We start from the raw sequence: 19,824 nt of genomic DNA on the forward strand, positions 1-19,824 counted from the left end.
ATTGTTTTGATAGTTTCCGGGACGCTCACGCCAGGTATTCGAAGGTCTTGATGCCCGCGGCGATCAGCTCCGGGGTGATGTCCAGCGCCCAGGCCGTGGCGATGGCCGCCAGCAGCGGCGCCGTGTCCGGCTGCTGCCCGCCGGGCAGGCTGAGCGTGGCCAGCGTGCCCAGCACGCGCTCGCTGGCGCCGGTGGCCAGGATGACCTGGCCAGCGCGGGCGAACACCGCCCGGCCCTCGCCCTGTGCGCGGTGCTCCGTCACCCGCGGGTTGTCGGCCTCGGTGGAGTACAGCAGCACCTCGCCGTCGCACAGGCGAGCCAGGTCGGCCACCTGGGCGATGTCGGCGTTCAGCACGCCGGCGCCATCGCCCAGCACCACGTCGATCTGGGTGCGCAGCACGCGCGTCATCTGCGCGGCCTCGCGCACGTCGTGGTCGGCCAGGTCTTCGAAGCCGTCCATGTCGGTGACCACGCCTACCAGGCAGCGGTCATAGGCCAGGCCCTCGTCCAGGATGGAGCGGGCCGTGGTCTGGATGACGGCGGCCTCGGCCAGGCGGTTGGTCAGCAGGCGGTGCGCGCCGGCCCAGTGCGCGGCGCTGCCGGCCTGCGTGCGGCGGTTGGCCAGGAACATGCCTTCGCTGCTGGCCACGCCCGTCAGGCGGCCGGACAGCTGCAGCAGCCAGCCCACCAGGCGGGCGGTGAAGGCGTTGCCCTGCGTGCCGGCGATGCCCACGATGGGGATGCGCCCGCCCTCCGCGCTGCCTTCGGTACGCGGAAAGAGGTGGTCCACGATGGCCATGCCCACCGGGCGCGGCGCGCCGCTGGTGGGTTTGAGGTGCATCAGCAGGCCGGGGCCGGCGTTCACCTCCAGGATGGCGCCGCCCTGGGGCTTCATCGGCTGGGAGACGTCCTTCAGGATCATGTCCATGCCGGCGATGTCCAGGCCGACGATCTTCGCGGCCAGCTGCGCGTAGTAGGCAACGTCGGGATGCACCTCGTCGGTACAGTCGATGGCCATGTTGCCGTTGCGCTGCAGCAGCACCGTCTGGCCCTGAGGAATGACGCTGTCGGGCGTGACCTGCTGGCGCTTGAGCTCCAGCTGCACGGCCGGCGCCTGCAGGTTGATCCAGTCCAGCGGGTATTCCTGCTCGGGACCGCGGCGCGGGTCCTGGTTGACCACGTCTACCAGGGCGCGCAGGGTGTCGGTGCCGTTGCCGGTCACGCTGACCTGCTCACCACGGCAGGCGGCCACCACCTTGCCGCCCACCACCAGCAGGCGGTGCTCGGTGCCCTCGATGAAGCGCTCGACGATGACCTCCGAGCCCTCGGGCTCGGCCAGGGCGAAGGCCGCCTTGATCTCGGCCTCGCCGGACAGCTCCAGCGTCACGCCGCGCGCATGGTTGCCGTCGCTGGGCTTGACGGTGACGGGCAGGCCGATCTCCTGCGCCACTTCCCAGCCCTCGTCGGCGCTGGCCACCACCTGGCCCTCGGGCACGGGCACGCCGCAGGAGGCCAGCAGGCGCTTGGTGAAGTCCTTGTCCTGGGCGATGCCCTCGGCGATGGCGCTGGTCTGGTCGCTCTCGGCCGTCCAGATGCGCCGCTGCGCCGCGCCGTAGCCCAGCTGTACCAGGTTGCCGTCGTTCAGGCGGATGTGCGGGATGCGCCGCTCGCCGGCCGCGGCCACGATGCAGCCGGTGCTGGGGCCCAGGTAGCGGTCGTTGATGGCGGTCTTGATGTCCTGGATGGCGGCGGCCAGGTCGAACGGCTGGTCGTTGATGGCGGCCATGGTCAGGCGGTGGCCATGGGTCAGCGCCACGCGGGCCACGGCCTCCTCGGGGCAGCGGAAGACCATGCGGTAGACGCCGCGCTGCGAGGTCTCGCGCGTCTGGCCGAACTCCGCCGGCATGCCCGAGAGGTTGAGCAGCTCGATGATGACGTGCTCCAGCACGTGGCCGCACCAGGTGCCGCCCTCCAGCCGCTGCAAAAAGCCTCCGCGCTCGCCCACGCCGCAGTGGTGCTCGACCAGGTCGGGCAGCCAGCGCGTCAGGCGCTCGCTGAAGCCCGGCAGCTTGTTGGAGGGGTAGTCCTCCAGCGCGCCCAGGTCCAGCCAGACCTCCAGGACGGGGCGGTAGGTCCAGACGCTGGGGCCGCGCAGATAGGTGGTGCGCAGCAGTCGGATGTCTTCGAATGTGGCCATGGGAAACAGCGTGGGAGGAAAAGCGGCGGGCGAGGGCTGCGGCCCGGCCCGCGAGGGAGATTCTTCGGTCAGCGGCAGGCCGGCAGGGGCAGGCCGCTCTGGCCGATTGTGCGCCGGAAGTATGGTGCGGACAGCGGGGCGGCGCATGTCAGCCGGCACCGGGTGCGGTGCGTTACAGGGCGATACGGGCATTGCGGCGCCTTGCGCCTTCCGCTCCGGGACAATCCCCCGTCATCCTGTGGCGCGCCAGCCTGGCGGCGCCCGCGGCCCCGGCCTTCAAGGCCCGACCCAACGACATGCAACATCAACATCCCCTGGACGCACCTGGCGTCCTGTCTGGCCCCTGTGCGGAGCAGGTGCGAGCGGCGCTCGCCCCCGAGGAGAACGTGCTGGCCGCGTTCGAGGTTGACCTCACCCCCGGTTTGAACTTCGCCCCCGGCCTGCTGGCGCTGACCGGCACCCGCCTGCTGGCCTGCGGGCCGGAGGGCGCCGTGCAGTCCTGGCCGCTGGCGCCCGGCCAGCAATTGCGCCTGCTGGACCATGGTGGCGTGGGCACCGTGGAGCTGCACGATGCACAGCAGCGCCTGGGGCTGTGGCGCTTCACCCTGGCGCGCCACGCCCAGGCGCTGGGCTTTGCGCAGCGGCTGGAGCAGCAGCTGGAGCACCTGCAGCATCCGGACCGGGCGCTGGCCGCCCAGGACGACGTGCCGCGCTGCCCCGTCTGCCAGACGCCGCTGCCGCAGGACGCCGAGGAATGCCCGGCCTGCGCCCGCCAGCAGGCGCCGCAGACGTCCACCTGGGTGCTGCTGCGCCTGTGGCGCTTCGCCCGGCCCTACAAGAAGCAGCTGGCCGCCGGCTTCACGCTGACCCTGGCCTCCACCGCTGCGTCGCTGGTGCCGCCGTACATGACCATCCCGCTCATGGACGATATCCTCATCCCCTACCAGAACGGCCAGCAGATCCCCGCCAGCCAGGTGGCGCTGTACCTGGGCGGCCTGCTGCTGGCGGCGCTGCTGGCCTGGGGCCTGGGGTGGGCGCGCACCTACATCCTGGCCCTGGTCTCCGAGCGCATCGGCGCCGATCTGCGCACGGCCACCTACGAGCATCTGCTGCGCCTGTCGCTGGAGTATTTCGGCAGCAAGCGCACGGGCGACCTGATGGCGCGCATCGGCTCGGAAACCGACCGCATCAACGTCTTTCTGTCGCTGAACGCGCTGGATTTCGCCACCGACGTGCTGATGATCGTCATGACGGCGGCCATCCTGTTTTCCATCAACCCCTGGCTGGCCCTGGTCACGCTGGTGCCGCTGCCCTTCATTGCCTGGCTGATCCACACCGTGCGCGACAAGCTGCGCACCGGCTTCGAGCGCATCGACCGCGTCTGGAGCGAGGTGACCAACGTGCTGGCCGACACCATCCCCGGCATCCGCGTGGTCAAGGCCTTCGCCCAGGAAAAGCGCGAGGCCGAGCGCTTTCGCGCCGCCAACCAGCACAACCTGGAAGTCAATGACCGCCTGAACAAGACCTGGAGCCTGTTCTCGCCCACCGTCTCGCTGATGACCGAAATCGGCCTGCTGGTGGTCTGGGCCTTCGGCATCTGGCTGGTGGCGAAGAACCAGATCACGGTGGGCGTGCTGGCGGCCTTCATTGCCTACATCGGGCGCTTCTACACGCGGCTCGACTCCATGAGCCGCATCGTTTCGGTCACGCAGAAGGCGGCCGCCGGCGCCAAGCGCATCTTCGACATCCTGGACCACGTGAGCAACGTGCCCGACCCGGTCAACCCGGTGCGGGTGCCGCGTGTGGCCGGTGCCATCGAGATGCAGGGCGTGGGCTTCCGCTACGGCAGCCGCACGGTGATCAAGAACCTGTCCCTGTCCATCCGCCCCGGCGAGATGATCGGCCTGGTAGGCCACAGCGGCTCGGGCAAGAGCACGCTGGTCAACCTGATCAGCCGTTTTTACGACGTCAGCGACGGCGCCATCCTGGTCGACGGCGTGGACATCCGCCGCATGGCCGTGGCGGACTTCCGCCGTCACATCGGCCTGGTGCTGCAGGAGCCGTTTCTGTTCTTCGGCACCATTGCCGAGAACATCGCCTATGGCAAGCCGGAGGCCACGCGCGAGGAGATCGTGGCCGCCGCGCGCGCCGCGCACGCGCACGAGTTCATCCTGCGCCTGCCCCACGGCTACGACAGCCTGGTGGGCGAGCGCGGCCAGGGCCTGTCGGGCGGCGAGCGCCAGCGCATCAGCATCGCCCGCGCGCTGCTCATCGACCCACGCATTCTGATATTGGACGAGGCCACCTCCGCCGTGGACACCGAGACCGAGCGCGAGATCCAGAAGGCCCTGGACAACCTGGTGCAGGGCCGCACCACCATCGCCATTGCCCACCGCCTGTCCACGCTGCGCAAGGCCGACCGGCTGGTGGTCATGGACCGCGGCGAGATCGTGGAGGTCGGCCCGCACGACGAGCTGATGGACAAGCAGGGCGCCTACTGGCGCCTGTACGAGGCCCAGGCCCGCCGCGCCGAGGAAGACGCCCAGGCCGCCGGCCTGCAGATCACCAGCCACCCGCGCCACCTGGCGGGGCTGGCGTGAAAGGAGCCAGCGCCATGGCCAACGACCCCACTCACGCACCGCAGCAGGGCGACATCACCCTGACGCGCAACGCCCACGGCCGCCTGGTGCTGCGCCTGCCCGATGGCACGCAGCACGAGGGCGTCACGCCCGTGCGCGCCTTCCCCATCGCCGCGCCGGATGAGGGCGTGTCGCTGGTCGGCAGCGACGGGCGCGAGATCGCCTGGCTGCCCCGGCTGGGCGACGTGGCCTCGCCCGTGCGGGCGCTGATCCAGGAGGAACTGGCCGCGCGCGAGTTCGTGCCCGTCGTCACGCGGCTGGTGTCGGTCTCGGGCTTTGCTACGCCCAGCACCTGGCAGGTGGAGACCGACCGCGGTCCGGCCGAACTGATCCTCAAGGGCGAGGAGGACATCCGCCGGCTGGAGGAACGCACCCACCTGCTCATCACCGCCAGCGGCGGCCTGCAGTTCCGTGTGCCGGATGTGACGGCGCTGGACCGGCATTCGCGCAAGCTGCTGGAGCGCTTTCTATAGCAGCCAGCGCAGGCTGGACGGGCGCTGGAGTCCGAAAAGGCCGTCAATCCCGTTGAGTGCGAGAAGCAAGGGTAAACACCTAATTTCGGCCGATCGCCGAAAAAAGGCTTAATTCACCCTTCTTTTTGCCGTTATGGATGTACGACGAGGCGCTGGCTGCGACCAGCGCGTTTGCATTCATGCACTGGAGGGCCTTCGCCATGCAATTGCCACCCGTTGACCGTTCGACCCAGCCTTGGCGCCCGGCCACGGCGGGCGACCTGTATTCCACAGGAGCGGGCGGAGCCGTGCCCGTGCGCCCCGTGCAGTCTCCCAATGCCGTCGAGTCCACCGACCGCCTGGGTGAAGGCTCGGTCATCCGCGAACCCAATCGTCCCAGCGACCCGGACGAGACCCACCGCGACTGGACCCTGGCCGAGACTAAGAAGGAAGCGCCCGAGCAGCCCGAGGAGCCGCCGCGCGAGCCGCCGCTGTACCAGCAGATGCTGGAGTTCATCCAGTCCATGTGGCGCGCCAGCGGCAGCGCCGTGGAGATGGCGCAGGACATCAACAAGACGACCCTGGCCGAGCGCATGGCCCAGCAGGTCAAGAATAACGAGCCGCTGACCTACGCCGATCCCAAGGTCAAGCGCACGGGCGGTTGATTCCCGCCTTCGAGGTCTGCGAGTTGCTATTGAAAAAATAGCTATCAGCGTTTTCCCCGCGGGCGTTTGAGGCGCTTTTTACCGTATTGTTTGCACATTGGCTGGCGGCGCGTTGGCGATGCCCGCGCTGACGTGCCCGGCCGGCACATGCCGCGCGGCGGAGCTGACGTGGCCGCTCTGGTCGTCGAAGAAGAAATCGGGCTCGAACTCGCGCAGGAACGGCCCCTTGTCCAGCCCGCCCAGGAACATCGCCTCGTCCACCGTGATGCCCCAGTCCAGCAGCGTGCGCACGGCGCGCTCGTGCGCCGGGGCGCTGCGCGCGGTGACCAGGGCGGTGCGGATGCGCATCTGCGACGCGTCCGCCTGCTGCTGCAGCCGGTGCAGCGCCGCCAGCAGCGGCTTGAACGGTCCCTCGGCCAGCGGCGTGGCGGCCAGCGAGACCTCGTGCTGCAAGAAGGCCGGCAGGCCGCCGTCCTGGTACACGCGCTCGGCTTCGTCGGAGAACAGTACGGCGTCGCCGTCGAAGGCGATGCGCACCTCGCGCGGGTAGCGGTCGCCGGCCGGGGTCGAGTCCACCATCACCCGCGCGGCGGGAAAGCCGATGGACAGCGCCTGGCGCACGTCCGCCTCGTTGGCCGACAAAAACAGGTGCGCGCCCAGCGGGCGCAGGTAGCCGAAAGGGTCGCGCCCGCGCGTGAACACGCCGCGCTCGATGCGCATGCCCGCCGCCTGGGCCGAGGCGAACACCCGCATGCCACTGGCCGGGTCGTTGCGCGAGAGCATGACCACCTCCACCCGCGGCGCGCCGGGCGTGTTGAAGGCCAGCAGCTTCCTGACCAGCGCAAAGGCGATGCCCGGCCGCGCCGGCTGCTGCACCAGCTCCAGCTGCCGCCGCATGTAGGCCTGCTCGTCGCCGGCCTCGAACAGCCGGTTCTCCTCCTCGAAGTCAAACAGCGCCCGCGACGAAATCGCGACGACCAGCTTGTCAGCCAACGTGGTGGCCATGGTCAGCCTGCCTCCATGCAAAGGCGCGCCCGAAGCGAGCGCAGCCGAGCAAGGGCCGCCCCGCAGCGAGGGCTGCGTCCCCTGCCCGCAACGCGCAGCGTTGCGAGAGCGGGGGGGAAGGCGCGCAGCGCCTCAGGGGGGTGTCCCGTCACTTCACGAATTGGTTGAGCTGAATGATGGGCATCAGCACCGCCAGCACGATCAGCATGACGACCAGGCCCATGCCGACGATCAGCAGCGGCTCCAGGATGGTGGCCAGCTGCAGGGCGCGGCGCTGCACCTCGGTGCCCAGCTGGGTGGCGGCGCGGTCCAGCATCTGCGGCAGCCGGCCGGTCTGCTCGCCCAGGCGGGCGAACATGGCCAGCAGGCCGGGGAAGCGCTTTTTCTGCCCCAGGGCCGAGGCCAGCGGCGCGCCCTCGCGCACCAGGGCCAGGGCGTCCAGCGCGTCGGCGCGCAGGGCGCGGTTGTTCAGCGTCTCGGCGGCGGCTTGCAGCGCGCGCAGGATGGGCACGCCGGCGCCGGCCAGCATGGCCAGGGTGCTGGCAAAGCGCGCCGCGTTGTAGCCGCGCGCCAGCCGGCCGACCAGCGGCAGGCGCAGCCAGGCGCCGTCGAATTTTTCACGAAAAGCGGGGCGGGACAAGGCTGCGCGCGCGCTGGCAGCTATCAATACCAGAGCGCCCAGCAGTGCCCAGCCATAGCCGCGCACGAAATCGCTCAGGGCCAGCATGGCCACCGTCAGGAAGGGCAGGGCGCGCTTGGTGCCGGCGAACACGCTGGCCACCTGCGGCACCACGTAGCCCACCAGGAACAGCACGATGACAATGGCCACCACGGTGACGATGGCCGGGTACAGCGCCGCGCCGACCAGCTTGGCGCGCAGCTGCTGGCGCGCCTCCAGGTCGTCGGCCAGGCGCTCCAGCACCTCGCCCAGCGCGCCGCTGGCCTCGCCGGCGCCGATCACGGCGCAGTAGATGTCGGAGAACTCGGGGTGCAGCGCCAGCGCGCGGGCGAAGGGCGAGCCGGCGTTGACCTCGGCGCGCAGGGCGGCCACCAGGTGGCGCTGCGGCTGGGTGTCGGCCTCCTCGGCCAGGGCGGTGAGGGCGCGCTCCAACGGCAGGCCCGATGACACCAGCCCGGCCAGCTGGCGCGTCCAAATGGCCAGGCCCGTGGCGTTGAACACCGGCCGCGTGAACAGCCGCTGCAGCCCGCCCTGGCCGGCGCCGGTGCGGGCCTCGGCGGCCAGCGCCTGCACGTCCAGCGGCACCAGGGCCTGGGCGCGCAGCAGGCCGCGCGCCGCCTTGGGGGTGTCGGCATCCACCGTGCCGCGGCGCACGCGGCCTTCGGCGTCCAGGGCTTCAAAGGAATAGGCAGGCATGCGCTAGGCGGGCGATGGGTCGGCGGGGCGGCGAGCCTGCCATGGTAGCGCCGCTACAGCGGTCGGGGGGCTTTTTACGCTAGGCGTGCGCCTGGGCGGTGATCTGCAGCGAGCGCAGGCGCAGCTCAGGGTCGTACACGTCCGACACCAGCATGAACTCATCCGCCTGCGTGCTGCTGGCCAGCGCGCGCAGGCCGGCGCGCACGGTGTCCGGCCCGCCCACGACGCCCACGGCGAGAAAGTCGGCGATTGCCTGGCGCTCCTGATAGCCCAGGCTTTCCAGGTAGCCGGGCACGGGCGGGGCGAGCAGGCCGCGCTGGCCGGTCAAGATGCACAGCACGCGCTGGTAGGTGCTGCTGGCCAGCAGCTGCGCCTCCTCGTCGGTGGGAGCGGCGATGACCGGCACGCCGATCATCACGTAGGGCTTGGCCAGCACCTTGGAGGGCTTAAACAGCCGGCGGTACAGCTCGATGGCCGAGTGCAGCATGCGCGGCGCGAAGTGCGAGGCAAAGGCGTAGGGCAGGCCCATGTGCGCCGCCAGCTGGGCCGAGAACAGGCTGGAGCCGAGCAGCCAGATGGGCACCTCGGTGCCGGCGCCAGGCACGGCGATCAGCCGCTGGCCTGCTTCAGCCGGCGCCAGCAGGCGCTGCAGCTCGGCCACATCGCGCGGGAAGTCCTCCTCGCGCTCCACGCGGTCGCGGCGCAGGGCGCGCATGGTGGGGCCGTCGGTGCCGGGGGCGCGGCCCAGCCCCAGGTCGATGCGGCCCGGGTAGAGCTCGGCCAGCGTGCCGAAGGCCTCGGCCACCACCAGCGGCGCGTGGTTGGGCAGCATGATGCCGCCCGAGCCCACGCGGATGGTCTGCGTGGCGCCGGCAAGGTGGCCCACCAGCACGGCGGTGGCGGAGCTGGCGATGCCCGGCATGTTGTGGTGCTCGGCCACCCAGTAGCGGGTAAAGCCCAGGATTTCAGCATGACGCGCGGTGCGCACGGCCAGCTCCAGCGCCTGGGCGACGCTGCCGCCCTCGCGCACGGCGACCAGATCCAGGAAGGAAAGCAGGGGAAGGCGTGGTGTGCTCATGGCTGCCATTGTGGACACGGCGGCGTTTCCCTGCTGGCGTGGGCCATTGCTGTCGCTATCGCATAGTTGACATTCATAGCAGGCACTTGATACATCTTGAGGCGGATAATTCAGTCTGCACCACAATAGTAGAAATGCTCTGCAGCGGCGCGCGCAGTGCCTGATGAACGGGGGGAGCGCCATGGGGTTTTTCAGCCGACTATTCCAACCACGCTCAGACGGGCTGAAGGCTCCGTCCGACTGGTCGTCGCTGCCCGGCGGCGAGGCCAGCGAACTGGTGCTGTTCGACGAGGAGGCCGGCCGCGTGATGGCGCAGTTCGACATCGACGCGGCCATCGTCGGACACGAGCGCTGGCTGCCCTGGCTGGGCTCCCTGCTGCAGGGCCAGCGCGACGAGCGCCTGCGCGCCGACGTGGTGGCCGACGACCGCTGCTCCGAGCTGGGCCAGTGGCTGCACGACAGCGGCCGGACGGCGCTGGGGCACTTTCCGGCGTTCGACATGCTGATGAGCCGCCACCGCTACTTCCACCAGCAGGCGGCGGTCCTCATCCGGCATGCCGAGGCCGGCGAGATGGCGCAGGCCGAGCAGGCCTACAAGCGTTGCCAGCACGCATCGCGCCAGGTCGTGCTGCTGCTGCGGGAACTGCAGCGCGGGCTGCCCGGCGCGCGCCTTCAGGCCGCACTGCCGCAGCGCCAGCCGTGACGCTCCGCTGAGGGCCCCCAGGCGCGAGGTGAAACCGGGTTGCTGCAAAAACAATAGCTGCTAGCGCTTGATCTCTGCGGCTTTCAAGTTGTTTTGCCGTCGAGATCCTTGCTGGAAAAGCGCCAGCAGCTTACTTTTTGATAGCTGCTCAATCGCGCGTGACGCGCAGCACTTCCTCGGGGCTGGTGATGCCGGCCTGCACCAGCCGCTGGCCGTCGTCGCGCATCAGCGTCATGCCGCCGGCCAGGGCCTGGGCGCGGATGTCGGACTCCGCCGCGCCGGCGTGGATCTGCGCGCGGATGGCGTCATCCACCACCAGCAGCTCGAACACGCCGGTGCGCCCGGCGTAGCCGGTCTGGCCGCAGTGCTCGCAGCCGCTGCCGTGGCACTGCGGGCAGTACTTGCGCACCAGGCGCTGGGCCAGCACGCCCAGCAGCGACGACGAGAGCAGGAACGGCTCCACGCCCATGTCCACCAGCCGCGTGACGGCGCTGGCCGCGTCGTTGGTGTGCAGCGTGGCCAGCACCAGGTGGCCGGTCAGGCTGGCCTGGATGGCGATCTGCGCGGTCTCGAAGTCGCGGATCTCGCCGATCATGATCACGTCCGGGTCCTGGCGCAGGATGGCGCGCAGGGCCTTGGCGAAGGTCAGCTCGATCTTGGAGTTGACCTGCGTCTGGCCCACGCCGGGCAGCTCGTACTCGATGGGGTCTTCCACCGTCATGATGTTGCTGCGCGCCGCGTCCAGGCGCGCCAGCGCGGCGTACAGCGTGGTGGTCTTGCCCGAGCCGGTGGGGCCGGTCACCAGCACGATGCCGTGCGGCTGGGCGATCAGGTGCTCCATGCGCGCCAGCACGTCGCCCTGCATGCCCACCGACTCCAGCGACAGGCGGCTCTCGCTCTTGTCCAGCAGGCGCAGCACGGCACGCTCGCCGTGGGCGCTGGGCAGGGTGGAGACGCGCACGTCGATGGCGCGCGTGCCCAGGCGCAGGCTGATGCGGCCGTCCTGGGGCAGGCGCTTTTCGGAAATGTCCAGGTCCGCCATGATCTTCAGGCGGCTGATGAGGGCGGCGTGCAGCGCGCGGTTGGGCTGCACCACCTCGCGCAAGGACCCGTCCACGCGAAAGCGCACGCTGGAATGGCGCTCGTAGGGCTCGATGTGGATGTCGCTGGCGCCGTCGCGCACGGCCTGCGTCAGCAGGGCGTTGAGCATGCGGATGATGGGCGCATCGCCGGCGGACTCCAGCAGGTCCTCCACGGCGGGCAGCTCCTGCATCATGCGCGACAGGTCGGCGCCGCCTTCCACCTCGCTGACCACCGTGGCGGCGCTGGACTCGCTTTGCGAATAGGCCTGGCTGATGCGCTGGGCCAGCGGCGCTGCCTCCAGCGCCATGAGCTGCTGCACGCGGTGCTTGCGCAGCACCTCCGACAGCGCAGCCGGCGCCGGCTGCGGGCCGTGCCACAGCACGAGTTGCTGGCCGTCGTCCTCCAGCAGCAGCTGGTGCGAGCGCGCGAAGGCGTAGGGCAGGGGGTGGCGCATGGCGGGCGCGCCTTACTGCGGGCTGTACGGGTCGCCGAGCGGTGCGGCAGGCGCGACAGGCGCTGCCGGGCGCGGCTCGGGCACCACCGGGGCGAGCGGCGCGGGCAGCGCGGCGGGAGCCGCGGCACCGGCGGGCACCGGCAGGGCCGGCAGCACCGGCGCGTCGGAGACGGCGCGCATGACCATGCTGGGCGCCGGCTGGCTGCCCTGCTGCAGCGCGCGGATGGCCTCGTAGCGGTCGACCATCAGCGCGTCGCTGGTGGCGTTGTCGCGGATGACCATGGGGCGCAGGAAGACCATCAGGTTGGTCTTCTCGCGCGAGCGCCGCTCGCTGCGAAACAGGCTGCCCAGCAGCGGCAGGTCGCCGGCCACCGGCACCTTGTCCTGGTTCAGGCCGTAGTTGTCTTCCAGCAGGCCGCCGATGACGATGACGCTGCCGTCGTCCACCAGCACGGTGGATTCGATGGAGCGCTTGCTGGTGGTGGGTCCGTTGGCGTTGTTCAGCGTGTTGCCGGCGACCTTGGAGACCTCCTGGTACAGCGTCAGCTTGACGGTGCCGTTCTCGTTGATGGTGGGGCGCACGCGCAGCATCAGGCCCACGTCCTTGCGCTCCACGGTGGTGAAGGGGTTCACGGCGCCGCCGTTGCCGCCGGTGTTGGCGTACGAGCCGGTCACGAAGGGCACGTTGTCGCCGATGATGATCTGCGCTTCCTCGTTGTCCAGCGTCATCAGGTTGGGCGTGGACAGCACGTTGGCGTCGCCCGTGCCCTCCAGGAAGTTGGCCAGCGCCCCCAGGTAGTACTTGCCGTTGATGCGCGGGACGACGGCGGCGTTCAGGCCGGCCGAGGGTTTCACGTTGGCCAGGCTGGACAGGTTGCCCGTGCTGGCGCCGGCGGCGGCGATGGCCAGGTCCAGGATGTTGGTGCCCGTCACGCCGGAGTTGGTGCCCAGCACGCCCAGCGTGCTGCCGTAGTTGCCCAGCACGCCCTGCCACTGGATGCCGAACTCGGCCACCTTGCTGGCGCGCACCTCGACGATCAGACTCTCCACCAGCACCTGGGCGCGGCGGCCGTCCAGCTGATCGATGACGGTGCGGATCTGGCGGAACAGCGGCTCGGGCGCCGTGATGATCAGCGAGTTGGTGGACGGGTCGGCCTGGATGATGCCGCCCGTGGACGGCTGGCTGCCCTGGCTGCCGCTGCCGGACAGCTGCCCGCCCATCCCCAGCCCGCCCTGCTGGCCCAGGCCGCCCGCACCCTGCTGGCCCAGGCTGCTGCCGGACTGCCCCAGGCCGCCGGCCGCGCCGCCCAGCGCGCCGGTGCGCTGGCCCAGCCCGCCGGTGGTTCCGGTGCTCGTATCGGCCCCGCCGCCGCCGGCCCCGCCCGACAGCGCCGCGCGCAGCGTGGTGGCCAGCTTCACGGCGTCGGCGTTCTTCAGGTAGACCACGTGGATGTTGCCGCTGGCGGCGCTGGAGCCGGGCGCGGCCGGCTGGTCCAGCTTGGCCACCAGCGAGCGCACCAGGGCCACGCGCGCCGGGTTGGCGGCGCGCACGACGATGGCGTTGCTGCGCGGCTCGGCCAGCAGCGTGGTTTTGAAGGACGTATCGGTCTGCCCCTGGGCCGCGGCCGGCGTGGCGGCATTGGCCGAGCCGCCCTCGATCAGGCGCGCCACCAGCGGCACCAGGTCGGTGGCCACGGCGTGCTGCAGCGGGATGACCTCCACGTCGCTGGCGTTCGACACGTCCATGGCCGCCACGATGCGCGCCAGGCGCTGCAGGTTGTCGGCGTAGTCGGTGATGACCAGCGAGTTGTTGCCCGGGTTGACGTTGATGGTGTTGTTCGGGCTGATGAGCGGGCGCAGCACCGGCACCAGGTTGGCGGCGTTCTCGAAGTTCAGCTTGAAGATCTGCGTGACCACCTGCCCGCCCGCGGGCGCGCGGCCCGACGGGCCCTGGGTGACCTTGACGGCGTCGGCCTGCAGCTTGGCGTCGGCCTCGGGCACCACCTTGTACAGGCCGGCAGATTCGACCACCGTGAAGCCCTGCAGCCGCAGCGCCGCCAGGAACTGCTGGAACGCCGCCTGGGGCGGCACCGCCTTTTCGGTCACCAGCGTCAGCTGGCCCTTCACACGCGGGTCCACCACCACGTTGCGCCCGGTGATGGTGGCCATGGTGCGGGCCACGGCCTCGATGTCGGCGCCGGCGAAGTTCAGCGTCACCGGCTCGCTCGCGCGCACGCTACCGGTTTGGGCATGAATTTGGCCTATAAGCCCCGCCAGCAAAGCGCTGGCAGCTATCAAATGCAGAGCGTTGGTGCGGCCGGGCCGGAAAATCTTGATGGTCATGAGCAGCTTCTCAGCCCAGTGTGATGACGGAACGCGCGCCGCTGCGCCGCCCGATGATATTCAGAAGATTGGCCAGGGCTGCCTCGCTGCCCGGCGCGGCGCTGGCCTCGCCCGTGAAGCGCAGGCGCTGCCCCACCCACTGGCCGCTGCCCGACAGCAGCAGCGCACCGTCCAGCGTGGACAGCTGCAGCGTCGGCGCTTCGCCGCCGGCCAGCTGCAGGCGGTAGCTGCCCATGGGCCTGAGCGTGGACAGGCGCGAGGACATGGCCAGCGCATCCAGCTGCACGCTGCCGGCCAGGGCCAGCCGCCCCTGCGCCCAGGCCAGCGACAGGCCGTGCGTGGCCAGCTGCAGCTGGCCCTGGGGCTGGACAGTGTTCCACGGCGTGCCCAGGCCGGCCAGCACGGCGGCCGGCCACTGGCTGGCGCCGTCGGCCACCTGCAGGTGCAGCGTGCGCCAGCCAGCATCCGCGCGCAGGCGCAGGGGTGTGCTGGTGCAGCAATCGGCCGCCAGCTGCACGCGCGCGCCCAGCCAGGCCGGACGCAGCTGCCAGTGCAGGCGGCCCGGCAGGGCCGACTGGTCGCCGCTGCCGGCGCCGCCCGTGAGCACCAGCTGGGCCGAGCCGTTCCACAGCGTGCCCTGGGCGTCGTGCAGCAGCACCTGGCCACCGCTGGCGCGCTCCACCTGGGCCGCCAGCCAGCGCGCGGGCGCGGCCAGCACGGCCACCGCCAGCAGCCCCAGGCACAGCCCGGCGGCGGCCCAGCCCCAGGGCGCGCGGGCGCCCTGGGCGGCGGATGCGAAGCGGCGGGAGGCAGTTGACACGGGCAGCGGCCTCAGGGTGCGGGCAGGGCCAGCACCACGGTGCCGCTCCACACGGCGTCGGTGCCGGCGTCGCGCGTCAGCTGCGCCTCCAGCGGCACGGCGCGGGCGGCGGCGCGGGCCTGGCCCAGCCAGTGGGCCAGCGCCTCGGCCGGCACGGCGCGCAGGGTGACGGTGGCGCGCTCGCCGGCCAGCACGACCTGGCCGCCCTGGCCCAGGGCCTCGGCCACACCGGCCTGCAGCGCGGCGGCCGGGTTGCCGCCCTGGGCGCGCGGCGCGTCCTGCAGCTGCAGCGCCTCGGCCTGCAGCAGCTGCATCTGGCGCAGCTGGGCGTCGGCCTGGGCGTGGCGCGCGGCGGAGGTTTTCAGGGTGGACAGGGCCGGCGCCAGCAGCAGCCACCAGGCCAGTGCCAGCAGCACCAGGGCGGCGGCGGCCAGCACCAGCGTCTGCTCGCGCGGGGCCAAGCGCGCCCAGCGCGCACGGGCGGCGGCGAGGGTGTGGTTGTCGCTATTCATGGCGTGCCTCCGGCGGGCGTGGCGCGCACCAGCAGGGCATCGTCCTGCACGCTGGCGCTGGCACCGGCAGCAGCCAGGCGCTGCTGCGCCGCGGCCAGCTCGGCGTCGGCCAGCTGCAGGCCGCGCAGGCGCAGCTCGCCGCCCGCGTACTGCAGGGCGGCCGGGGTGGCGCCGGGCGGCAGGGCGGCGCCGGCGGCGGCCATCAGCGGCTCCAGGTCGTGCGGCGAGATGCCGCCGGCCTGCTGGCGCAGGCGGGCCAGCTCGCGCTCCATCTGCACCGGTGCGTCGACCACCACCTGCACCTGCGGGAAGGTCTGGGTCAGCAGGCCGCGGGCGGCGGCCTGCTTGGCGGCGACGGCCTGGCGGTCCTGCCAGGCCCACAGGTTCAGGCCGATGACCTGCACCAGCAGCGCCGCGGCCAGGCCCCAGCGGGCGGCGCGCCACTGCGGCGCGCGCAGGAAGGCGTTGGTGGCGCCAGCGGCCTTGCGCAGGGCGCGCTTGCGGCCGCTGCTGGCCAGGTCGAACTGCGCCAAGTCCCAGGGACCGCGGGCGGCGGCCAGCAGGCGTTCCGCGGCCGGCTGCATGGCGACGCGGCGCGGCGCCAGCAGGCGCTCGGCCAGCGCCACCACGGCAGGTTCGGCGCGCACGGGCGGCGCATCCTCGGCGGGCGGCGCCAGCAGGGCCGGCGCGGCTGCCAGCGGCAGGACGGCCACGGCCTGCTGCTCGCCTTGGCCCGCCAGCACCAGCTGGGCGTCCTCGGGCGGGCCCAGTACGGTGATTTCTTCCTGGCCGCTGGTCGTGGGGCCGGGCGCAAACTCGGGCACCACGCGGTCGGCGGGGCGGCCTGCCGCCTCCAGCGCCTGCAGGGCGCCGTGCAGCCAGGCGCGGTCGCACACGGCCACCCAGGCCGGAGCGCCGGACTGCGCGCCGGGCGCGAGGGCGAAGTGCAGCGTGGCTGGGTCGTCCAGCAGGTGTTCTTCCAGCAGCCCTTCGAGCACGGCGCGCACGCGCGCGGCCTGGGCCAGGGCGCCGGGGGGCAGCGTCACGCGTTGCCACGACAGCGCACGCGCTGGCACCACGGCCACGATCTCGCCGGCGCGGCCCGGGTCGGGCAGCAGCGCGGCGCTGGTGGTGGCGTGGCGGGTGACGGCGTGGCCGTCGCTGGACAGGGCGTAGCCGTAGCTGTCGGCGGCCTCCGGCGCGGCCAGGGGCAGGGTGATGACGAGGGTGCTCATGGCGCGTTGGTTGGCGGCGCATTGTAGGTGCCGGCCCCGGGCGCGGCAGCCACGGCGGGCAGGGCGCCGCGCTCGCGCCACAGGGTGCGCACGTCGCCGCGCTGCTTGAGCACCAGCGAGCGCTCCTGCACCACGGCGCCATCCAGCCGCAGCTGGCCGCGCACCTCGAAGTACTGCGAGGCCACGGTGTGCGTGGCTGGGGTGATGGCGTTGCCGGCGTTGCCCAGCAGCTTGGCGGCGTCGGCCTCGCTCTTGAAGTGCTGGCGCTCGCGCGACTGCACCAGCTGCTGGGCCTGGGCCATGGACAGGCCGTCGGCGCTGGCCCACAGCACCACGGCGCCGGCGGTGTTGACGTTGACCTTGGTGCGCACCGGCAGCAGCGTGACGTAGGGCGACAGCTGCTCCACCATGGCCGGCGCCAGGCCCCACCAGGTCAGCTGGGAGGCGCTTTGCGGCAGCAGCGGGGCGCTGCTGGCATCGCCCTCGGCCGCCAGGGCGCGCACCGTCTGGCGCGCCAGGGCGTCCAGCTGCTGCGCCGGCAGGCCCAGGTATTCGAACAGCCGGGCGAACTGGCGCAGCGCGGCCGGGTCCATCTGGTTGTCCTGCACCAGGTTGCGCAGGTTCAGCAGGGCCTGCTGGTCGGTGATCTGACCGGACAGGAAGGCGTCGGCGGTGTCGGTGCTGGCGTCCTCCACCTGGGCGACGTTGCGGTTGGCCGCTAAGAAGGTGGACAAGCGCGCCTCGGCCAGCGGCACGGACCAGGGCTCGGTCAGGTTGTCGGTGCCGTCGCCGCTGCGCGCCAGCGAGTCCTCGCGCAGAATCAGGCGCGACCAGTCCAGCGCACCCACCAATATCCACGCCGACTGCACGCGGGCGCGCTCGGCCGTCTCTACCTCGCCGGCGCGCCACTGCTGCCACAGGGCGGCGGCAGCAAAGCTGGCCACCAGCGTCACGGTGAGCATGGCCAGCAGCAGGGCCGCCCCTTTTTGGGCCCGCGCGTTCCGCCTCACGACTTGCCACCCCCCAGCAGCGGATTGGCCCAGTCGCGGACGATGGTGCCGGCCAGCGCCCCGCCGGGCGCCAGGGTGAGCTGCAGGCGCACGCCCTCGGGGATGCGCGCCGCGGCCTCGTTCAGGTCGCCCATGGCGCGGGGCTGGCCGCTGTCGGCGCCGCTGGACTGGGCATTGGCCCAGGCGCCGCCGCGAAAGTAAAACAGCTGCCAGCCGGCCAGCGGCAGCAGCACCGTCTCGCCGCGGCGCTCGGCCTGGCCGGGAGTGCGCGCCCACACGGCGGCCTGCTGCCAAGCGGCGGCCCACTCGGCGCGCGTGCGCACCGGCGGCGACTGCCAGCGCAGCCAGCGCGGCCCCTGGTCGGTATTGCGCTGCGCCCAGGCCACCACCAGCGCGCCCTCCTCGGGCAGGCGGGTGCTGCGCCGTGTCAGCCGCAGCACCTGGCCGTCCCAGGCGATGGGCTCCGTATGGGCGATGGGCTGCAGCGCGTCCAGGTCGGCCGACCACTGCGCCAGCACCGTCTGCAGCACCATCAGCTCGTCAGCACGTGCGCGTGTTTGCTCCTGCGAGCGCACCATGCCATCCAGCCCACGCCAGCTGACGATGGCCAGCAGCGCCATCACCGCAATCGCCACCAGCAGCTCGATCAATGTGAAACCCCGCGCCCCCCGCCACCGCCGGCTTTTAGTCGGGCGGCCGCGGAGCAGGCCATACCAGCAGACGCCGTGGATCTGGCTCCGCCAGTCCACCAGCGTCGTCCCCCTTGGGGGGGAAGCGGCGTAGCCGCTCAGGGGGGGCATTTCAATACCTCCCCACGATGGTGGACAGGCGCAGCACCGGGTAGCGGCCGTCGGTCACCTGTGCGTCCACGCGGCGGAACTGCGGGTTGGGCGTGGGCGAGGTGGTCAGCGCCACGCCGTACTGCCTCCCGGCCTGCTCGCAGGTGCCCGAGGCGTCGCCGATGGAGGGCATCTGCCGCGCCAGGCGCACGCGCACCAATTCGTTCTCGGCACACAGGTGGGCCAGCACCACGTCGGTCTGGCGCGAGGCGCTGCGCGTGAGGGCGGAAGTCGCCTGCAGCCCGGCCATGAGCGCAATGGCCACGATGGCCAGCGCCACCAGCACCTCCACCAGGGTGAAGCCGCGCTGGCTCTGGCGGCTGCTGCGGCGCCGGTGGTTCATTGCAGCGTCTGCACGGAAAACGGCCGCAGCCCGTCCGTGGCGACGGCCACGGCGCGGCCAGGGTGCGCCTGGCTGACCAGCACCACCTGCTGCGCGCCGATCAGGGGCTCCGGCCCCAGCCAGAGCGCGCCGGTGCCGCCGCGCACGCCGGTGGCGGCGTCCAGCCAGGTGCGCGGCGCACCCGCCGGGCCGGGCAGCCCGTCGAAGCGAAAGCTGCCGCCCTGGGCGCGCCAGCGCACCGGCGCTCCGGAGGCGCGCGACTGCGCCCGGGCGCCCTCCAGCAGCGCCGCCAGGCGTTCGCCCTCGCGCTCCAGCTGGGTGTCGCCGCTGTCGCGCAGGGCAAAGCCCACGCCGGCCGTGGCCAGGGCGACGATGGACAGCACGACTAGCAGTTCGAGAAGAGTAAACCCCCCCGAGCCGCTGCGCGGCTCCCCCCCTTTCTCGCGGCGCGGATGGGGGGGCGACGCCAGCGGCCTGGCGAAGCCAGATCCGCGGCGTCCGCTGGCCTGGTGGGGCGCCAGGGTCATGCGTGGGGCGGCTGAGCCTGGTGTGATGGCTTCACTGCCAGCTGCCGATGTCGGCATCCTTGCCTTCGCCGCCGGACTGGCCGTCCGCGCCGAAGGACATCACGTCCACCTCGCCCTTGATGCCCGGGTTCAAGTATTGGTAGGGGCGGCCCCAGGGATCGTTGGGCAGCTTTTCCAGGTAGGGGCGCCAGTTGTTCGGCGCCGGGCCCGCGCCGGGTCGCACGATCAACGCCTGCAGGCCCTGCTCGGCCGTGGGGTAGCGCTGGTTATCCAGGCGGTAGAGCTTGAGCGCCTGCATCAGGTTGGTGATGTCGGTGCGCGCGGCGGTGCTGCGGGCGTCGTCGGCGCGGTCCAGCACGTTGGGCACGATGAGCGCGGCCAGCACGCCGATGATGACCAGCACCACCATCAGCTCGATCAGGGTGAAGCCCGCGGCGATGCGGCGGCGCACGGAGCGCGCCAGGCGGCGGGGCAGGGCGGGGGAGGGCTGCGCCTCGGGGCGGCGGATCAGGTGGGGCATAGCCGGGCAATGATAAATAATCGC

General features: G+C 71.9%; 18 protein-coding genes. 4 read left to right on the plus strand and 14 right to left on the minus strand.

The window, feature by feature from the left end; translation table 11 throughout:
• Positions 1-25 precede the first annotated feature (25 nt).
• On the minus strand, positions 26-2,197 hold the full coding sequence (gene cphA / locus RT282_RS03630; protein ID WP_313311809.1) for a cyanophycin synthetase: 2,172 nt from the start codon (positions 2,195-2,197) through the stop codon (positions 26-28).
• A 296-nt stretch (positions 2,198-2,493) separates the two neighbouring features.
• On the opposite strand from cphA, the gene RT282_RS03635 reads away from it, so the two are divergent.
• The 3 genes from RT282_RS03635 (at position 2,494) to RT282_RS03645 (ending at position 5,953) form a co-directional block, all read left to right on the plus strand.
• The gene (locus RT282_RS03635) at positions 2,494-4,797 is read left to right on the plus strand and encodes an ABC transporter ATP-binding protein (RefSeq protein WP_313311811.1); all 2,304 of its coding nucleotides are present in this window, start codon (positions 2,494-2,496) and stop codon (positions 4,795-4,797) included.
• Between the two features lie 14 nt (positions 4,798-4,811).
• Complete coding sequence (locus RT282_RS03640; RefSeq protein WP_312305021.1) at positions 4,812-5,309, plus strand: DUF1854 domain-containing protein; 498 nt, start codon at positions 4,812-4,814, stop codon at positions 5,307-5,309.
• A gap of 200 nt (positions 5,310-5,509) precedes the next feature.
• Entirely contained in the window at positions 5,510-5,953 is a 444-nt protein-coding gene (locus RT282_RS03645; RefSeq protein ID WP_313311813.1) for a hypothetical protein, read from the plus strand.
• A 78-nt stretch (positions 5,954-6,031) separates the two neighbouring features.
• Here the strand turns inward: RT282_RS03645 and RT282_RS03650 are convergent, their stop codons facing one another.
• The 3 genes from RT282_RS03650 to RT282_RS03660 form a co-directional block, all read right to left on the minus strand.
• Positions 6,032-6,958 carry a 5'-nucleotidase gene (locus RT282_RS03650; RefSeq protein ID WP_313311815.1) on the minus strand — a complete coding sequence of 309 codons (927 nt, stop codon included), beginning with the start codon at positions 6,956-6,958 and terminating at the stop codon, positions 6,032-6,034.
• 148 nt (positions 6,959-7,106) lie between these two features.
• The gene (gene gspF, locus RT282_RS03655) at positions 7,107-8,333 is read right to left on the minus strand and encodes a type II secretion system inner membrane protein GspF (protein WP_313311817.1); all 1,227 of its coding nucleotides are present in this window, start codon (positions 8,331-8,333) and stop codon (positions 7,107-7,109) included.
• 79 nt (positions 8,334-8,412) lie between these two features.
• Entirely contained in the window at positions 8,413-9,411 is a 999-nt protein-coding gene (locus tag RT282_RS03660; RefSeq protein ID WP_313311819.1) for an LLM class flavin-dependent oxidoreductase, read from the minus strand.
• A 181-nt stretch (positions 9,412-9,592) separates the two neighbouring features.
• Between RT282_RS03660 and RT282_RS03665 the strand changes: the two genes are divergently transcribed.
• Complete coding sequence (locus RT282_RS03665) at positions 9,593-10,114, plus strand: CZB domain-containing protein (protein ID WP_313311821.1); 522 nt, start codon at positions 9,593-9,595, stop codon at positions 10,112-10,114.
• 148 nt (positions 10,115-10,262) lie between these two features.
• Here the strand turns inward: RT282_RS03665 and RT282_RS03670 are convergent, their stop codons facing one another.
• From RT282_RS03670 to gspG, 10 genes are all read right to left on the minus strand, one after another.
• Positions 10,263-11,651, minus strand: a complete 1,389-nt coding sequence (locus RT282_RS03670) for a GspE/PulE family protein (RefSeq protein ID WP_313311824.1) — start codon at positions 11,649-11,651, stop codon at positions 10,263-10,265.
• 12 nt (positions 11,652-11,663) lie between these two features.
• Positions 11,664-13,994 carry a type II secretion system secretin GspD gene (gene gspD, locus RT282_RS03675; RefSeq protein ID WP_313311827.1) on the minus strand — a complete coding sequence of 777 codons (2,331 nt, stop codon included), beginning with the start codon at positions 13,992-13,994 and terminating at the stop codon, positions 11,664-11,666.
• A gap of 10 nt (positions 13,995-14,004) precedes the next feature.
• Positions 14,005-14,814, minus strand: a complete 810-nt coding sequence (gspN, locus tag RT282_RS03680; RefSeq protein ID WP_313311830.1) for a type II secretion system protein N — start codon at positions 14,812-14,814, stop codon at positions 14,005-14,007.
• Between the two features lie 11 nt (positions 14,815-14,825).
• A complete protein-coding gene (gspM, locus tag RT282_RS03685; protein ID WP_312304996.1) occupies positions 14,826-15,326 on the minus strand; it encodes a type II secretion system protein GspM in 501 nt (166 codons plus the stop codon).
• The gene (gspL, locus tag RT282_RS03690) at positions 15,323-16,561 is read right to left on the minus strand and encodes a type II secretion system protein GspL (protein ID WP_313311834.1); all 1,239 of its coding nucleotides are present in this window, start codon (positions 16,559-16,561) and stop codon (positions 15,323-15,325) included. The genes gspM and gspL overlap by 4 nt, the downstream gene beginning before the upstream one ends.
• Entirely contained in the window at positions 16,558-17,571 is a 1,014-nt protein-coding gene (gspK, locus tag RT282_RS03695) for a type II secretion system minor pseudopilin GspK (RefSeq protein ID WP_313311837.1), read from the minus strand. Before gspK ends, gspL begins: the two co-directional genes overlap by 4 nt.
• Positions 17,568-18,221, minus strand: a complete 654-nt coding sequence (locus RT282_RS03700; RefSeq protein WP_409519443.1) for a type II secretion system protein J — start codon at positions 18,219-18,221, stop codon at positions 17,568-17,570. Before RT282_RS03700 ends, gspK begins: the two co-directional genes overlap by 4 nt.
• A 151-nt stretch (positions 18,222-18,372) precedes the next feature.
• Entirely contained in the window at positions 18,373-18,753 is a 381-nt protein-coding gene (gspI, locus tag RT282_RS03705; protein WP_312756636.1) for a type II secretion system minor pseudopilin GspI, read from the minus strand.
• Entirely contained in the window at positions 18,750-19,223 is a 474-nt protein-coding gene (locus RT282_RS03710; protein ID WP_313312610.1) for a prepilin-type N-terminal cleavage/methylation domain-containing protein, read from the minus strand. The genes gspI and RT282_RS03710 overlap by 4 nt, the downstream gene beginning before the upstream one ends.
• A gap of 88 nt (positions 19,224-19,311) precedes the next feature.
• Complete coding sequence (gspG, locus tag RT282_RS03715) at positions 19,312-19,800, minus strand: type II secretion system major pseudopilin GspG (RefSeq protein WP_313311841.1); 489 nt, start codon at positions 19,798-19,800, stop codon at positions 19,312-19,314.
• Positions 19,801-19,824: the final 24 nt, after the last annotated feature.

The sequence above is a fragment of the Pulveribacter sp. genome, assembly GCF_032079985.1.
In the GTDB taxonomy this organism is placed as follows: Bacteria; Pseudomonadota; Gammaproteobacteria; order Burkholderiales; family Burkholderiaceae_C; genus Melaminivora.

Coding starts and splice junctions, on each gene's coding strand:
- RT282_RS03660 (WP_313311819.1), bottom strand. CDS start 9,411: ATGAGCACACCACGCCTTCCCCTGCTTTCCTTCCTGGATCTGGTCGCC.
- RT282_RS03650 (WP_313311815.1), bottom strand. CDS start 6,958: ATGGCCACCACGTTGGCTGACAAGCTGGTCGTCGCGATTTCGTCGCGG.
- gspF (WP_313311817.1), bottom strand. CDS start 8,333: ATGCCTGCCTATTCCTTTGAAGCCCTGGACGCCGAAGGCCGCGTGCGC.
- RT282_RS03665 (WP_313311821.1), top strand. CDS start 9,593: ATGGGGTTTTTCAGCCGACTATTCCAACCACGCTCAGACGGGCTGAAG.
- gspI (WP_312756636.1), bottom strand. CDS start 18,753: ATGAACCACCGGCGCCGCAGCAGCCGCCAGAGCCAGCGCGGCTTCACC.
- gspG (WP_313311841.1), bottom strand. CDS start 19,800: ATGCCCCACCTGATCCGCCGCCCCGAGGCGCAGCCCTCCCCCGCCCTG.
- RT282_RS03635 (WP_313311811.1), top strand. CDS start 2,494: ATGCAACATCAACATCCCCTGGACGCACCTGGCGTCCTGTCTGGCCCC.
- gspM (WP_312304996.1), bottom strand. CDS start 15,326: ATGAATAGCGACAACCACACCCTCGCCGCCGCCCGTGCGCGCTGGGCG.
- gspD (WP_313311827.1), bottom strand. CDS start 13,994: ATGACCATCAAGATTTTCCGGCCCGGCCGCACCAACGCTCTGCATTTG.
- gspL (WP_313311834.1), bottom strand. CDS start 16,561: ATGAGCACCCTCGTCATCACCCTGCCCCTGGCCGCGCCGGAGGCCGCC.
- RT282_RS03640 (WP_312305021.1), top strand. CDS start 4,812: ATGGCCAACGACCCCACTCACGCACCGCAGCAGGGCGACATCACCCTG.
- cphA (WP_313311809.1), bottom strand. CDS start 2,197: ATGGCCACATTCGAAGACATCCGACTGCTGCGCACCACCTATCTGCGC.
- RT282_RS03670 (WP_313311824.1), bottom strand. CDS start 11,651: ATGCGCCACCCCCTGCCCTACGCCTTCGCGCGCTCGCACCAGCTGCTG.
- RT282_RS03645 (WP_313311813.1), top strand. CDS start 5,510: ATGCAATTGCCACCCGTTGACCGTTCGACCCAGCCTTGGCGCCCGGCC.